This is a genomic window from Burkholderia sp. Bp9099, assembly GCF_003857805.1.
In the GTDB taxonomy this organism is placed as follows: domain Bacteria; phylum Pseudomonadota; class Gammaproteobacteria; order Burkholderiales; family Burkholderiaceae; genus Burkholderia.
The window spans coordinates 1-13,451 of sequence record NZ_QTPU01000047.1; the positions used below are offsets into that span (position 1 = coordinate 1).

The 13,451-nt window shown below is 65.5% G+C and carries 13 protein-coding genes and 3 pseudogenes; 9 read left to right on the forward strand and 7 right to left on the reverse strand.

Going from position 1 to position 13,451, the window contains the following annotated elements; genetic code table 11:
• From DIE17_RS34375 to DIE17_RS34395, 5 genes are all read left to right on the forward strand, one after another.
• Nucleotides 1-615, forward strand: a 615-nt coding sequence (locus tag DIE17_RS34375; protein ID WP_148095672.1) for an amidohydrolase family protein, incomplete at its 5' end; no start/stop codon positions are given.
• 1 nt (nucleotide 616) lies between these two features.
• Nucleotides 617-1,063, forward strand: coding sequence for a DoxX family protein (locus DIE17_RS34380; protein ID WP_124921741.1), 447 nt, complete (start codon nucleotides 617-619; stop codon nucleotides 1,061-1,063).
• A 384-nt stretch (nucleotides 1,064-1,447) separates the two neighbouring features.
• Nucleotides 1,448-2,467, forward strand: a complete 1,020-nt coding sequence (locus tag DIE17_RS34385; protein WP_124921742.1) for an aldo/keto reductase — start codon at nucleotides 1,448-1,450, stop codon at nucleotides 2,465-2,467.
• A gap of 17 nt (nucleotides 2,468-2,484) precedes the next feature.
• Nucleotides 2,485-2,898 carry an SRPBCC family protein gene (locus DIE17_RS34390; protein ID WP_124921743.1) on the forward strand — a complete coding sequence of 138 codons (414 nt, stop codon included), beginning with the start codon at nucleotides 2,485-2,487 and terminating at the stop codon, nucleotides 2,896-2,898.
• Nucleotides 2,899-3,525: 627 nt separating this feature from the next.
• Nucleotides 3,526-5,109 (forward strand): aldehyde dehydrogenase (NADP(+)), encoded by a 1,584-nt coding sequence (locus DIE17_RS34395; protein ID WP_124921744.1) that lies wholly within the window; start codon nucleotides 3,526-3,528, stop codon nucleotides 5,107-5,109.
• Between the two features lie 274 nt (nucleotides 5,110-5,383).
• On the opposite strand, the gene DIE17_RS34400 is transcribed toward DIE17_RS34395, so the two are convergent.
• A complete protein-coding gene (locus tag DIE17_RS34400) occupies nucleotides 5,384-6,292 on the reverse strand; it encodes a LysR family transcriptional regulator (protein ID WP_124921745.1) in 909 nt (302 codons plus the stop codon).
• Nucleotides 6,293-6,393: 101 nt separating this feature from the next.
• Between DIE17_RS34400 and DIE17_RS34405 the strand changes: the two genes are divergently transcribed.
• Nucleotides 6,394-7,413, forward strand: coding sequence for an aldo/keto reductase (locus DIE17_RS34405; protein ID WP_124523812.1), 1,020 nt, complete (start codon nucleotides 6,394-6,396; stop codon nucleotides 7,411-7,413).
• Between the two features lie 274 nt (nucleotides 7,414-7,687).
• Nucleotides 7,688-7,852 (forward strand): annotated as a pseudogene (locus DIE17_RS34410) (IS5/IS1182 family transposase); the annotation flags it as partial.
• Here the strand turns inward: DIE17_RS34410 and DIE17_RS34415 are convergent.
• Both DIE17_RS34415 and DIE17_RS34420 read right to left on the reverse strand, forming a co-directional pair.
• Entirely contained in the window at nucleotides 7,839-8,285 is a 447-nt protein-coding gene (locus DIE17_RS34415) for a DUF6196 family protein (protein ID WP_124921746.1), read from the reverse strand. The pseudogene DIE17_RS34410 and the gene DIE17_RS34415 overlap by 14 nt on opposite strands.
• A gap of 318 nt (nucleotides 8,286-8,603) precedes the next feature.
• The gene (locus DIE17_RS34420; protein ID WP_260439295.1) at nucleotides 8,604-9,392 is read right to left on the reverse strand and encodes an EamA family transporter; all 789 of its coding nucleotides are present in this window, start codon (nucleotides 9,390-9,392) and stop codon (nucleotides 8,604-8,606) included.
• Between the two features lie 244 nt (nucleotides 9,393-9,636).
• On the opposite strand from DIE17_RS34420, the gene DIE17_RS34425 reads away from it, so the two are divergent.
• Nucleotides 9,637-10,536 (forward strand): LysR family transcriptional regulator, encoded by a 900-nt coding sequence (locus DIE17_RS34425; protein WP_124489418.1) that lies wholly within the window; start codon nucleotides 9,637-9,639, stop codon nucleotides 10,534-10,536.
• Here DIE17_RS34425 and DIE17_RS38465 read toward each other — a convergent pair.
• From DIE17_RS38465 to DIE17_RS34445, 4 genes and pseudogenes are all read right to left on the reverse strand, one after another.
• Nucleotides 10,528-10,650, reverse strand: a pseudogene (locus DIE17_RS38465) (IS5/IS1182 family transposase); the annotation flags it as partial. The gene DIE17_RS34425 and the pseudogene DIE17_RS38465 overlap by 9 nt on opposite strands.
• Nucleotides 10,644-10,748: pseudogene (locus tag DIE17_RS38195) on the reverse strand (IS5/IS1182 family transposase); the annotation flags it as partial. The pseudogenes DIE17_RS38195 and DIE17_RS38465, both read right to left, overlap by 7 nt.
• Before the next feature lie 112 nt (nucleotides 10,749-10,860).
• A complete protein-coding gene (locus DIE17_RS34435) occupies nucleotides 10,861-11,802 on the reverse strand; it encodes a LysR family transcriptional regulator (RefSeq protein ID WP_124489408.1) in 942 nt (313 codons plus the stop codon).
• A gap of 542 nt (nucleotides 11,803-12,344) precedes the next feature.
• The gene (locus tag DIE17_RS34445) at nucleotides 12,345-12,644 is read right to left on the reverse strand and encodes an H-NS family nucleoid-associated regulatory protein (RefSeq protein WP_124523822.1); all 300 of its coding nucleotides are present in this window, start codon (nucleotides 12,642-12,644) and stop codon (nucleotides 12,345-12,347) included.
• Nucleotides 12,645-13,040: 396 nt separating this feature from the next.
• On the opposite strand from DIE17_RS34445, the gene DIE17_RS34450 reads away from it, so the two are divergent.
• Nucleotides 13,041-13,436, forward strand: coding sequence for a hypothetical protein (locus DIE17_RS34450; protein WP_124921748.1), 396 nt, complete (start codon nucleotides 13,041-13,043; stop codon nucleotides 13,434-13,436).
• Nucleotides 13,437-13,451 lie beyond the last annotated feature (15 nt).

The following is a 13,451-nucleotide window of genomic DNA, read 5'->3' on the forward strand; positions in this document are numbered from 1 at the left end:
GCGAAGATGCTGTCGAAGGGCCTCAAGGTGTCGGCCGGCACCGACGCGACACGCGTGGCGTCGTACAACCCGTGGGTGTCGTTGTCCTGGCTCGTGACAGGCAAGACGATCGGCGGCCTGCGCATGTACCCGCAGCGCAACCTGCTCGATCGCGAGACCGCGCTGCGCATGTGGACCGAATACGTGACGTGGTTCTCGAACGAGGTCGGCAAGAAAGGGCGCATCGCGGTCGGGCAGCTTGCCGACGTGGTGGTCCCGGATCGCGATTTCTTCGCGTGCGCCGAGGACGACATCGCGGGCACGACCGCACTGCTGACCGTGGTGGGTGGCAAGATCGTGTGGGGCGCGGGCCCGTTCGCGTCGCACGATGCGCCGATTCCGCCCGCGATGCCGGACTGGTCGCCGGTGCGTGAGTATGGCGGCTACGGCGGTTGGGGCGCGACGCAGCGCAGCGGCGCACCGCTGCAACGCGCGGCGGCCGCCGCGATGTGTGGCTGCGCGAATGCATGCAACGTGCACCAGCATGCGCACGCGAGTGCGTGGGGCAGCACGCTGCCGACCTCGGACGCGAAGGGCTTCTGGGGCGCGTTCGGCTGTTCGTGCTGGGCGGTCTGACATGTCGACGACGATCGGCCGGTACAGCCCCGCGTGGATCCGTGTCCTGCTCGCGCAGCCGTGGGTCGGCGCGCTGGTCCGGCTTGCACTCGTTTCCGCCTTTCTGCTCGGCGGCGTCGCGAAGGCGCTCGACTTCGACGGCGCGGTCGCGGAGCAGGCGCATTTCGGCCTGCATCCGCCTGCGCTATGGGCTGCACTGGCGGTTGTCGTCGAGATCGGCGGTTCGCTGTGCGTGGTGTTTCGCCGCTTCACATGGCTCGGCGCCGGCAGCCTCGGCGTGCTGACCGTCGTCGCGATGCTGGTGGCGAACGACTTCTGGAACCAGACGGGCGCGGCGCGCGTCATGGCGCTCAACGGTTTCTTCGAGCACCTCGGCCTGATTGCAGCGCTCGTCCTCGTCACGATGCTGGGCGATGCCCGGGATCCGCAAGGGGACGGTCGCGCCTGAGGGCATGAGCCGCGCATTGCGACGGAACGCAGATTCGATCACCAGGCGGTTTTTCCCCGTTGCGCATTTGAAAGAGGCGCAACGGGGATTCCTTTGCGCGACGCGTTGCAGGCGTGCGGCAATTGGGGGCACGCGTGGCGTTGCCCATCGTGCTCACCGGCGAAATCACTTTTGATCTGAAATCACGAATCGGCGGCCGATTCCGTCGCCAGCCTTGTCGGGCGGGGCCGCCGCGCGAACGGACCCTCCGGACGCGATATCCGCCCACCCCTTCAGACCACGTTTTAGACCTCCAGGGACTCAACTGTGTCGAATTCCGTCTTGGACAGACTTAACCCGTCTGCCTAGACTGAACTCGCTTTTCCCTCACCCCTGGAGAAAATGATGAGTCTCAAAGACAAGCTGCCCGGTAACAAGATCCTTGGTTTCGGTACTGCCCCGCTCGGCAACATGTTCCGCAACATCCCCGACGCGGAAGCGGCGGCCACCGTCGAAGCGGCATGGCAACACGGCATCCGTTATTTCGATTCGGCCCCGTTCTACGGCGCCGGCCTCGCGGAAATCCGCCTCGGCGACGCGCTGGCGAATCACCCGCGTGACGAATACGTACTGAGCACCAAGGTCGGCCGCGTGATCCTCGACGAAGTCGAGGACGTGTCGGCGCGCGATCTCGGCGAGAAGGGCGGCCTGTTCGAACACGGCCGGCCGAACCGCATCGTCAACGACTACACGGCCGATGCGACGCTGCGTTCGATCGAGGACAGCCTGAAGCGTCTGCGCACCGACCGCCTCGACATCGTCTGGGTGCACGACATCGCACAGGACTTCTACGGCGACGAATGGCTCGCGCAGTTCGAAGTCGCGCGCAAGGGCGCATTCCGCGTGCTGAGCAAGCTGCGTGAAGAAGGCGTGATCAAGGCGTGGGGCCTCGGCGTGAACCGCGTCGAGCCGATCGAGCTCGTGCTCGACCTGTCCGAGCCGCAACCGGACGGCATGCTGCTCGCCGGCCGCTACACGCTGCTCGATCACGAGCGCGCGCTGCAACGCGTGATGCCGGCGGCTGCCGCGCAGAACGTCGGGATCGTCGTCGGCGGCCCGTACAGCTCGGGCGTACTCGCGGGCGGCACGCACTTCGAATACCAGAAGGCTTCGCCGGAAATCCTCGCGAAGGTCGAGCGCATCAAGGCGATCGCCACACGCTACGACGTGCCGATCAAGGCCGCCGCGCTGCAGTTCTCGATATCGCATCCTGCCACCGTCGCGGTGATTCCGGGCGCGAGCCGTCCGGAGCGGATCGCGGAAGACCAGGCTGCGCTGAACGTGGTGATTCCGGCCGACTTCTGGCGCGAAATGCGTGAACAAGGTCTGATTGCGGCCAATGCGCCGCTGCCGACCGATCGTTGATCCGCAAAGGTGATGACATGGCACAGGCCAATGCAAGCATCGAGATCACGGCTTCGGCCGACACGGTCTGGACACTGATCGGCGGCTTCGGGTCGCTGCCCGACTGGCTGTCGTACATCCCGGCGAGCGAGCTGAGCGAAGGCGGTCGCGTGCGCAGCCTCGCGAACCCGGACGGCGACGCGATCGTCGAGCGGCTGGTCGCCTTCGACGACGCGGCACGCAGCTACACGTACGCGATCCTGGAAGCGCCGTTCCCGGTCGTGAACTATCGCTCCACGCTGCGCGTGCGCGAGAACGGCGCGAACGCGGCGACGGTCGAGTGGTCGGGCACGTTCACGCCGCACGGCGCGACCGACGACGAAGCGATCCGCCTCTTCCGCGGTATCTACGAGGACGGTCTTGCCGAGCTGGCGAAGCGGTTCGCGGCGTGACGGTGTCGTGGCGTAGCGGCGCGATCGCGTGACGGTGTGACGATGTCGCGCGCGGTGGCGCGGGTGCCGGTCGTGTCGGCACCCGCCGGCGCCGTGCGCCGTGGCGGGTTTTCATCCGTGACGACGCGCGGCACCCGCGCCACCGCGCGTGCATCGTCAATCGTCGTATGAACGTGCCGAGCCGTCGTCGGCGTTGCGGTCGCACCGTTCGTCGTCCGGCCGCCGCGGCGGCATGCGATGGACGCGGAACGCGCCCGCATGCGGCGGCGGGGCAACGACCGATAACGCGCGGTTATACCGGTATCACATCCTGTCAATTGTCGCGCGGGGGCGGACTCCGTATGCTGGCCCATTGCGCGGCTTTCCGGCGCATTTCGGACGTGCGCGTCAGTCGGTGCGCCGCCGGCACGCGCTGCGCGCACGGCAGCGCCGGCGCGTGAGCGTGCCGGCCGGCGCACGCGGCGGCACCCGAGCCCGGCATCGAGCGCCCCGCTGCACGGGTTCGAACCGCCCGGCCCACTCACGGCGACGCGACAGGCGCGTCGGCACGACAAACAACACACAACACCTATGCGAGCCCGTGATCGCACGGCGTTCGCCCCCGATCCATCTACAGAGGAAACGAACATGACACTCGCAGGCAACCTGCTGATCGGCTCGCGCGCACGGCGCGGCACGAACGGCGACACATACGCGGTCAACGCATCCAGCGGCGAACGCATGGCGCCGGCCTTCGGCGGCGCGAACAGCGCCGATCTCGATGAAGCATGCGCGCTCGCCTGGGCCGCGTTCGACACGTATCGCGAAACGCAACCCGAAGCGCGCGCGACGTTCCTCGAGACGATCGCGGCGAACATCCTCGCGCTCGGCGACGAACTGGTCGAGCGCTGCGTCGCGGAAACGGGCCTGCCGCGCGCCCGCGTCGAAGGCGAGCGCGGCCGAACGGTCGGCCAGCTGCGGATGTTCGCCGACGTGGTGCGCGCGGGCGACTACCTCGACGCGCGCATCGATCCGGCGCAGCCGGCACGCCAACCGGCGCCGCGTCCCGACCTGCGCCTGCGTCATATCGGCCTCGGGCCGGTCGCGGTATTCGGCGCGAGCAATTTCCCGCTGGCATTCTCGGTCGCGGGCGGCGATACGGCGTCCGCGCTCGCGGCCGGCTGCCCGGTGATCGTGAAGGCGCACCCGGCGCATCCGGGCACGTCGGAACTGGTCGGGATCGCCGTGCAGCGGGCGGTGAAGACGTGCGGGATGCCGGAAGGCACGTTCTCGCTACTGTTCGACACCGGCCTCGAGATCGGCCAGGGGCTCGTGCGCGATCGGCGCATCAAGGCGGTCGGCTTCACCGGTTCGCGCCATGCCGGCACCGCGCTGATCGCACTTGCGAACGCGCGGCCCGAGCCGATCCCCGTGTACGCGGAAATGAGCAGCATCAATCCGGTGCTGCTGTTCCCGAACGCACTCGACGCGCGCGGCGACGCGATCGCGCAGCAGTTCGTGCAGTCGCTGACGCTCGGCGCCGGGCAGTTCTGCACGAATCCGGGGTTGATCCTCGCCGTGGACGGGCCGGCACTCGAGCGCTTTACCGCCGCGGCGGCGGAGCGTCTCGCCCAGGCCGCGGCGGCGACGATGCTCACGCCGGGTATTCATCAGGCCTTCGAGCGTTCGGTGGCCGCGCTCGCGCAGCATCCGCAGGTGCGCACCGTCGCGCGCGCGCATGCGCCGGCCGGCGCGAACCAGGGGCAGGGCGCGCTGTTCTCGACGAGCGCGGACGCGTTCCGCGAGTCGAAGGCGCTGCATGAGGAGATGTTCGGCGCGGCGTCGCTGATCGTCCGCTGTCCGGACCTCGACACGATGCGCGATCTGATCGAGTCGCTGGAAGGGCAGCTGACGACGGCGCTCCATATCGACGAAGCCGACTACGCCGCCGCGCGCACGTTCCTGCCGGCGCTGGAGCGGCGCGCGGGCCGCGTGCTCGTCAACGGTTTCGGCACCGGCGTGGAAGTCGCGCATGCGATGGTGCACGGCGGCCCGTATCCGGCCACCGCGGACGGGCGTACGACGTCGGTCGGCAGTCTCGCGATCCGTCGTTTCCTGCGGCCGGTCTGCTATCAGGACATGCCGGAGGCGCTGCTGCCCGATGCGCTGAAGACCTCGAACCCGCTGGCGATCAACCGGCTGATGGACGGGAAGGTCACGCTCGCGAACTGACGCGCGAGCGGGGGGAAGCCGGCATCAGGTATCGCGCATGCAATCGCATGCGGACCGCTGCCGGCTCGATCGATTTCAGACGGATTCGTGTGCGGGGATGCGGACGGCACGATAGATTCCCTGCCTTTGCCGGCGATCGCGTCGCTCCGGATCGCGGGTCTTCATGCTGAGGCACGGCGATACGGCGATACGGCCGCAGGTCGCGTCATTCGATGTGCGGGCAACGACGCCGCGCGCGGCGCGCGTCACGAGCACACCACGCCCCCCCGTCACGTCACTTGACCGTCGCGACCACATCCTCGCCGGTCAGAATCTCGCGAAACACGCCGACCAGCGGCCGCAGGTTGACCTTGTGCCACGCGGCCCACAGCGGCGTGCGATAGCTGAACCACGGCAGCTCGCGCAGCACGACGCCTTCCGGCACCTGGTGACGCAGGCTCTGCTGGATCATCGTCACGCCGAGCCCGGCGGCGACGAGCCCGAGCGCCGCGAGCGGCTCGCTCGCCTCGACGGAAATATCCGGCGAGAAACCGGCCTTCGCGCACGCGGCGACGAACGCGCCGTGACGCGGCGCGCTTTCCTGCTGCGTGACCCCGATCCACGGCTGCGTCGCGAGATCGTCGGCCGCAAGCGTCTTCTTCTTCGCGAGCGGATGGCCTTCGGGCAGCGCGAGCAGCATCGGGTCGTTCAGCACGCGCATCGATTCGAGTTCCGGATCGTCGGGCGCGGGCGGCTCGGTCACGAGCGCGATGTCGAGACTGCGCTCGCGCAGGCCTTCGAGCTGCGCGGCGGACGTGTAGTTGTACAGCGCGATGTGGACGGCCGGGCGGTCCGCGCGCAACGTCTTCAGTGCGCGCGGCAGCACGCCCGAGTGCGTGGCCGTTTCCAGGTAGCCGATGCAGAGCCCGCCTTCGTCGCCGCGGCCGAGCCGGCGCGCGAGCGATTCCAGCCGGTGCGCATGGCGCAGGAACGCCTGCGTCTCGCTGAGGAACGTGCGGCCGTCGCGTGTCAGACGAATACGCTGCTGGCTGCGCTCGAACAGCGTCAGCCCGAGCTTTTCCTCGAGCTGCGCGATCTGGCGGCTGAGCGGCGACTGCGAAATGTGCAGCCGTTCGGCGGCGCGGCCGACGTGTTCTTCCTCCGCGACCGCGATGAAATATTGAAGCTGACGGATGTCGAGCATATAAGACCTCGGGGGACTCAACTTTGATGAATTATGTCTTGGACAGACATAACCATGCAACCTAGACTGGACGCACTTTTCCGTGACCTGTGGAGAAATGCATGCGTCTCAAAGCCACGCTGCCGGCCGACAACACGCTCGGTTTCGGCGCCGCCCCGCTCGGCAACATGTTCCGCGACATCCCCGACGACGAAGCCGCCGCGACCGTCGAAGCCGCGTGGGCGCGCGGGATCCGCTACTTCGACACCGCGCCGTCGTACGGCGCGGGGCTGGCCGAGTCGCGTCTGGGCGACGTGCTCGCAGGCCATCGGCGCGACGACTACGTGATCAGCACGAAGGTGGGCCGCGTCGTGCTCGACGAAATGGAAGGCGCGAGCGCGCGCGACTACGGCGAGAAGACCGGGATCTTCGCGCATGGCCGCGCGAACCGGCTCGTCAGCGACTACACGGCCGACGCGACGCTGCGCTCGATCGAGGGCAGCCTGAAGCGCTTGCGTACCGATCGCCTCGACATCGTATGGGTGCACGACATCGCGCAGGACATCTACGGCGACGAATGGCTCGCGCAGTTCGAAGTCGCGCGCAAGGGCGCGTTCCGCGTGCTGGGCAAGCTGCGTGAAGAAGGCGTGATCGGCGCGTGGGGGCTCGGCGTGAACCGCGTCGAGCCGATCGAGCTCGTGCTCGATCTCGACGAACCGCAGCCGGACGGCATGCTGCTGGCCGGCCGCTATACGTTGCTCGATCACGAGCGCGCGCTGCAGCGGGTGATGCCGGCGGCAGCCGCGCGAGGCGTCGGGATCGTCGTCGGCGGTCCGTACAGTTCGGGCGTGCTGGTCGGCGGCGCGCACTTCGAATACCAGAAGGCTGCGCCGGAAATCGTCGCGAAGGTCGAACGCATCAAGGCGATCGCCGCACGCTACGACGTGCCGGTCAAGGCGGCCGCGCTGCAGTTCGTGCTCGCGCATCCCGCGGTCGCGTCGGTGATTCCCGGTGCGAGCCGTCCGGCGCGCATCGCGGAAGATGTCGACGCGCTGAACGCGACGATTCCGGCCGACTTCTGGCGCGAGATGCGCGAGCAGGGGCTCGTCGCCGCGAACGCGCCGCTGCCGATCGATCGCTGATCGGGCCGGTCGACGCGAGTCGATAAAAAATGCCCGCGCAAGCGGGCATCGTCGGGACGGTGCGGTGCGGCGCGCCGTTCGGGCGCGCGCTTGGCCGTTCAATTAGAATCTCTAACAAAATGAACGGATGGGGCTGCCAACCTGCCGCACGCTCCGCTCACCACTTCGTTGTTTCGCTGACGACGAGACCATGGCAAAACCGATACTCGATGGCGAAATGCGGTCACTGATCCAACCGCTGCGATATTTCGTGCGCGAATGACCGGTTTAGCGCTTGCGTGCCGTTGCGGTCATCGCTGACAAAGGCTACGACTCGAACGCCTTTGTGGCGAGTATCCACTCTCCGCGTGCGAAGGCCGTCATCCCGCTTCGCTCGAACAGAAAAACCAAGCGTCGCTATAGCCGCGTGCTGTATCGGATGAGCTTTATCGATGATCGCTCTGCCCCTGAACAAGCCGCTTGACTTCCTCGATCACCTCGTCTGACAGCGTCTCGGGTACGCCCCAGTAATCGAAGATACCGCCATCCGCATGATTCTGTCCGCACGTCACGAATACGCCGGTGCCAAATCGATTCTTGAGATGGGTAGCCAGCCAGCCAACGAAGCCACTATTGTCTGCCCCTGCCGGGAAGTGGAATCGAAAGATGCCGAACTGTTCCTTGTGTGAACCGTCACTCGGCACAAGCTGACTCCACACGTTGTCGTCTCGCACCAAGGCAAGTGCGTCGGCCCGCACAGCGCTTGGGAATTGATCCAGCGGAAATTCAATGAACGTGTACGTGCCGGAGTAAATCCGTAGGCGTGCCTCGGTGATGACTCGTCGAAGGCGACGCTCAGTTTGTTCGACGGTCTCACGTGAAATATCAACCATGTCTACTCCGAGAATGAGGCGGTTACAGGTCAGATCATCAATGCAAGTAGAAACGAACTTCATCCTACCAGCATGTGACGCAATCACCGGCGAATAGTCGCCCGAACCGAGCGGACCGGATAACCCGACAACCCGCACAAATGTAAACAGACCCTGGAGCTGCCCGGAGCAGGCGTTTGGCGGACAGACAGGTCGCTCAACATCACCCTGCACTCGAATCGTCGATCGCGGCCAGCGCCTGTCTTGTCAATCCGACTCCGACTCCGACTTCGATGGCGAGGCGACGAAGCGCATGCCAGCCAAGCCTTGTGGAGCCGGCTACTGCTGCATCACGGCGCCTGTGCTGGCACCGATGACAAACAACGTGCCGATACTTTGCAGCAGGGTCACGGGCTGCCCGAGTACCGCAAATCCGATTGCCGAGGCAATCGCAGGCTCGACGCTCATCAGGATGCCAAACGCCGACGCCGTCATGCGCCGTAACGCAATCATCTCCAGAACATAAGGCAGGAGCGGGACGAGCACGGCGAGACCGGCAGCGTCGATCAATTGCCCGGCCGGAAAATGCCCGCCGCTTTCCGCGAGGCCGAATGGCGCGGTCACGAGCGCCGCGACGATCAGCGACGTGGACAGGCCTTGCAAACCATCGAACAGCGACCCCACGCGCTTCATCATCAGGATGTAGGCGGCCCATCCGAGCGCCGAGCCGAGCGGGAATACGAGCGCCGAAACCGGCACGATCCACATGTCGTCCTGGCGCGCGAGCAGCACGATTCCTGCCAGGGCGAGCGCGGGCCACGCAAGCATCCGGATCTTGCGTACGCCGATGGTCGCGACGCACAGCGGCCCCAAGAAATTGATCGCGACCGCGAGCCCGAGCGGCACGCGCTTGACCGCCTCGAAGAAGCACAGTGTCATGCAGGCCATCGCGCAGCCGAGCGCGATGGCGGCGATCCAGCGCTGCCGGGAATAGCGCCGGACGGGCGGGCGCACGATCACGGCCAGCGCGAAGGCGGCGAAGCACAGGCGCAGCCAGGTCGTGCTGAACGTTCCGTACTCGATCATCGCGGGCCGCGACAGTGCAGCGCCGAGCTGGACGCTGCACATCGACACCACGGCGAACCCGGGCGCCAGAGCCGCTTGGAAGCGTCGTGTCCGCGACGCGCCAAACGACGCATTCGCCGTGAACGCGTCGCGCGCAACCGGTGTGGAAGCGGTCGTGTGCCGGCCGGCCCGGATGCTTCCGGTTTCTTCGTTCATGCAGTGCTCCATGATGGCGATGCGGCGATGGTAACCACGCATGTTCGTTTGGTATAAGCTCGAATTTTTTATGGGCGCTTCAAGAATATTTATGGCTCGGGATCTCGACAGCGGCTTGTTGCGCACCTTTCTGATCGTGGTCGAAACCGGTAGCGTGAGCGAGGCGGCGCAGGCGCTGCATCGCACGCAGGCCGCCGTCAGCATGGCATTGCGCCGGCTGGAAGAATCGGTCGGGCAGCGCCTGCTCGAACGTTCGCCACGCGGCATCAAGCCGACAGCGGCGGGCAGCGTGCTGCTGCCTTACGCGCAGCGCATGCTCGACATCGGTATCGCGGCGCGCGCTGCGCTGAATGCAGGTGAGATCTCAGGGACGGTCCGGCTCGGCCTCCTCGAGGACATCGCTGTTGGCCATCTGCCGCACACGCTGCGTGATTTTGGCGCGTCGTTCCCGAATGTCGCCGTGGAGATCGTCGTCGATTCGAGCAAGGCGCTGTCGCAGGATTTCATGAATGGCTCGCTCGATTTCGCGATCATCGACCCGACGTTCATCCATGCGGAACCGCTCGTGCGGTGGCAGCATCCGCTGTTCTGGGCGGCTGGCCTTGCGTATGACGGAGATGTCCGCCACGGTCCATTGCCGTTCGTCGCATTCGGCGGTGCGTGCCCGTGGCAAGACAGGCTGTATGCGTCATTGCGCGATGCTCGGGTCGCATGGAAAGTCATCTGCACGAGCACGAGCCTGGCCGCCATTCAATCCGCAGTCGAGGCAGGGCTGGGGGTCACGGTCCTGCTCGAATGGAACGTCCGGCGCGATTCGATGCGCGTGCTCGATCCGGCTGCCACCGGATTGCCGCACCCGCCATCTGCGGAATTCGGCTTGTTCAGCCGTGCGGATGGCAGCGATCGCATGTCGGCGGTACAGGCCTTGCAGCGCTTTCTCCTTCGCGAGTTGCGCGATGCCGCAACGCTCCAGGAAGCGCTCACACAATGAGTCTTGAAGCCGTCGCCGGCAGTTGATGCAAGCGGCGATCTTCATGAACGCTTCGTGGATCGCCGCGAGGCGCTCGAACCGGATGTGCAGTCGCCCGAAGTTGTGCAGCCAGGCTGTTGCCAGTCGCGCGGTCTGCGCCAGCAGCTGATGCCCGAGCCGCAGCCCGTTTCCTGCGGAAGCATCTTCCAGGAAATGCCGGACTGCGGCACGAACCCAACGGCATCGCGAACGCGGCGCTGCTGCGTTCGTGATCGACTTCAACCTCTCCGCGTGCCCGACGCTCTACCGCGACATCGCGGCGGCGTTCGGCCGCGTTCTCGCCGATCAAGTAGGCAGCGGCTGCTGTAGCGTCTCGACGAGCATGCGCGCACCGGGTGTCAGGTGCGCGAAGGTGCGGGCCACCACGCCGAACGGCTCGTCGAGCGCGGGGATCGCGACCGGCAGGCACGCGACGAGGCCGAAGCGTTCGCCGAACTCGGCGACTTCGCGCGGAATCACCGCGACCAGTTCCGGGTTCGCCTGCAGCAGCGTCAGCGTCGCGAACGTCGACGCCGTCTCGATCGGATAGCCCGGCACCTCGATGCCGGCATCCGCGAGCGCGCGTTCGAGCGCGAGCCGCATCGGCGTGTTGACCGGATACGCGACCCATTCCGCGTCGGCGAGATCGCGCAGCGTCAGCGCGTCGCGTTCGGCCAGCGCATGCGTGCGCGCGGTCACGACCGCGAGCGGTTCGGACTGCAGCGGGATATGGTCGTAGGCTCCCGGGCGCCGGTTGTTGCCGTTGCGGCAGATCGCGAGATCGATGCGGCCGTCGTCGATCAGGGCGAGCAGGCTCGCGCTGGTGCCTTCGACGATCTCGACCGACAGGTGCGGCTGGCGGCGGCGCAGGTCGGTCAGCGCGCGCGTGAGCAGCGGCACCGCGCCCATGACCACGCCGACGGCCAGATGGCCGCCATGCCCCTGCGTGATCGCGAGCACTTCGGTATGCAGGTGTTCGAGGTCGCTGTAGATGAGGCGCGCATAGCGCGTGACGCAGCGGCCGAGGTCGTTCGCGACGAGGCCTTTCGGTTGCCGCTCGAACAGCGGCATGCCGAGGATGTCCTCGATTTCGCGCAGCACCTTGGTCGCACCGGGTTGCGATATCGCGATTTCTTCGGCGGCCTTGTGCAGCGAGCCGTGGTTTTCGAGCGCGATAAGCAGCTTGAGCTGCTTCAGGCGAAGGCGCGACGCGATGTTCGCGAGAGAGGGAACGGCCAGCGGTTTCATGGCGTCGACCAAACCGAAAGCGGCGATTATAGCCCTGCCGGGCCGAAAACGATCTTGAGGATCGCCAATGCAGAACCGGTCAGCGCGCGTGCGGTGAAGCGGCCCCGCACGCGACGCGGCCCGTGATGTTCGTCGTCAATTACCGTACATGTCGAAGTCGAAGTATTTCGACTGGATCCGGTTGTACGTGCCGTCGCCGTGGATCTGCGGGAGGCATTTGCGCGGATGCGGGATCGGCGCGACGCATGAGCGGGGGAGCGGAGGAGCGGATCGCGATTGCGCCGCACCGATTGGCCGTTGCCCGTCGATCATGCTCGGCCCGTATCGCAATGCAGGCAGGTGTTTGCCCACACGTAGCGGAGTGTTCGGCGTGTTGCGGTTGCTCGGGCGAGCACACAAGCGAGCGTAGGGTGCCACTACGCTCGCTTCAGCGCTCCTTGCGAGCGGCTTCATCGACGCGATGACGTGCATTGCCGAAGCACATGATCGGCGCTCGATGAGCGTGTTGCCGCTGATCGAGCCGCGGCGTTATCCGGAATGGTTCATTCCTGAATCAGGAATCGATTCCGGTTCTTGGCATCCTTGATCCATGCGGGCGCGCGGCCACGGCCCGACCAGGTTGCGCCAGTCTTGGGATCGCGATACTTCGCATTCACGGTCGACGGCTTTTTTGCCGTCGCTCGATCCCGACGAACACCGAAGATGTCTTTTTCGGTAATTCCGTACTCCGCGACCTTGGTACGGATGTCTTCGATTACAGCCTGGAGCTCGGTGAGACGGGCGGTTTCCGCTTTCTCCGCCAGCGCGTCCATTTGAGCCTTCAGTTCCTTGTATGTAGCCATGCTTTCCTCCGCGGGTTGTACTGCAAACATGATATGCGGCTTTTTGCCGAAATGATAATGATTGGCTATGCCTAATTCGCCAAGTTTAAAGCAAATTGAACTTTGGATCTCCCTTGCCTTCGGCGCGAGGAACTGTCCGGCTATCGAATTCTATTTTCATATGATGTGAGTTTCGCTGCCGATCGCACTGCCTACGACTGGAAATCGGCGATGAATCCGTTTGTCATCGTGTTTGGCGAGCGATTCACGCCATCGTCGCGACAAGCAGGTCGGTCATGAGTGTCACCAAAAGCGGCGCGGGACCGGAAGGCTGCTACAACATAGTTACCGAATGGCAACGGAAAGCCGGCAATAACGTCGCGAAACGAAAGATGATCTAAAGAGGACACCTGGTTTATGAACTCCGCCAAAGGCAGCGGGGCGGCTGCGCTTACTCGAACGGCGGGCTTTCGTGCTCTGTTGGCGAAATTGCTTTACGAACGGGGCCCGGATTTCGCGCTCGAGGTTCTTGTGGTGACCACGACGCCGGGTTGGGAAGAAAACAGACGAGCGCAAATTTGCGACATCCTTTCAGATGAGGCGAGGCTTGCGGTTATTCAGCGTATGGCGGCAGCGCAGCAGCCTGAAATCGTAGATCAGACAGCGTCCACAACGGTGATTGACGAAATTGCGAGATTTGCTCTGGAATTCCGGATCGAGTCGAAGCGTTTAAGGCAGGGTGCGGCGAAAACGCTCCGTACGAGGATCTTATCTTCCGCCGGCGATCGATTACCTCGCTGTCAGACCGCGTGATCAACCGCTTTTCCC

What these genes read in the sequence shown, in the direction of transcription:
- DIE17_RS34420 (WP_260439295.1), bottom strand. Translation starts at nt 9,392, where the DNA reads ATGTGCAGCGTCCAGCTCGGCGCTGCACTGTCGCGGCCCGCGATGATC.
- DIE17_RS34380 (WP_124921741.1), top strand. Translation starts at nt 617, where the DNA reads ATGTCGACGACGATCGGCCGGTACAGCCCCGCGTGGATCCGTGTCCTG.
- DIE17_RS34400 (WP_124921745.1), bottom strand. Translation starts at nt 6,292, where the DNA reads ATGCTCGACATCCGTCAGCTTCAATATTTCATCGCGGTCGCGGAGGAA.
- DIE17_RS34395 (WP_124921744.1), top strand. Translation starts at nt 3,526, where the DNA reads ATGACACTCGCAGGCAACCTGCTGATCGGCTCGCGCGCACGGCGCGGC.
- DIE17_RS34415 (WP_124921746.1), bottom strand. Translation starts at nt 8,285, where the DNA reads ATGGTTGATATTTCACGTGAGACCGTCGAACAAACTGAGCGTCGCCTT.
- DIE17_RS34450 (WP_124921748.1), top strand. Translation starts at nt 13,041, where the DNA reads ATGAACTCCGCCAAAGGCAGCGGGGCGGCTGCGCTTACTCGAACGGCG.
- DIE17_RS34385 (WP_124921742.1), top strand. Translation starts at nt 1,448, where the DNA reads ATGAGTCTCAAAGACAAGCTGCCCGGTAACAAGATCCTTGGTTTCGGT.
- DIE17_RS34390 (WP_124921743.1), top strand. Translation starts at nt 2,485, where the DNA reads ATGGCACAGGCCAATGCAAGCATCGAGATCACGGCTTCGGCCGACACG.
- DIE17_RS34405 (WP_124523812.1), top strand. Translation starts at nt 6,394, where the DNA reads ATGCGTCTCAAAGCCACGCTGCCGGCCGACAACACGCTCGGTTTCGGC.
- DIE17_RS34425 (WP_124489418.1), top strand. Translation starts at nt 9,637, where the DNA reads ATGGCTCGGGATCTCGACAGCGGCTTGTTGCGCACCTTTCTGATCGTG.
- DIE17_RS34445 (WP_124523822.1), bottom strand. Translation starts at nt 12,644, where the DNA reads ATGGCTACATACAAGGAACTGAAGGCTCAAATGGACGCGCTGGCGGAG.
- DIE17_RS34435 (WP_124489408.1), bottom strand. Translation starts at nt 11,802, where the DNA reads ATGAAACCGCTGGCCGTTCCCTCTCTCGCGAACATCGCGTCGCGCCTT.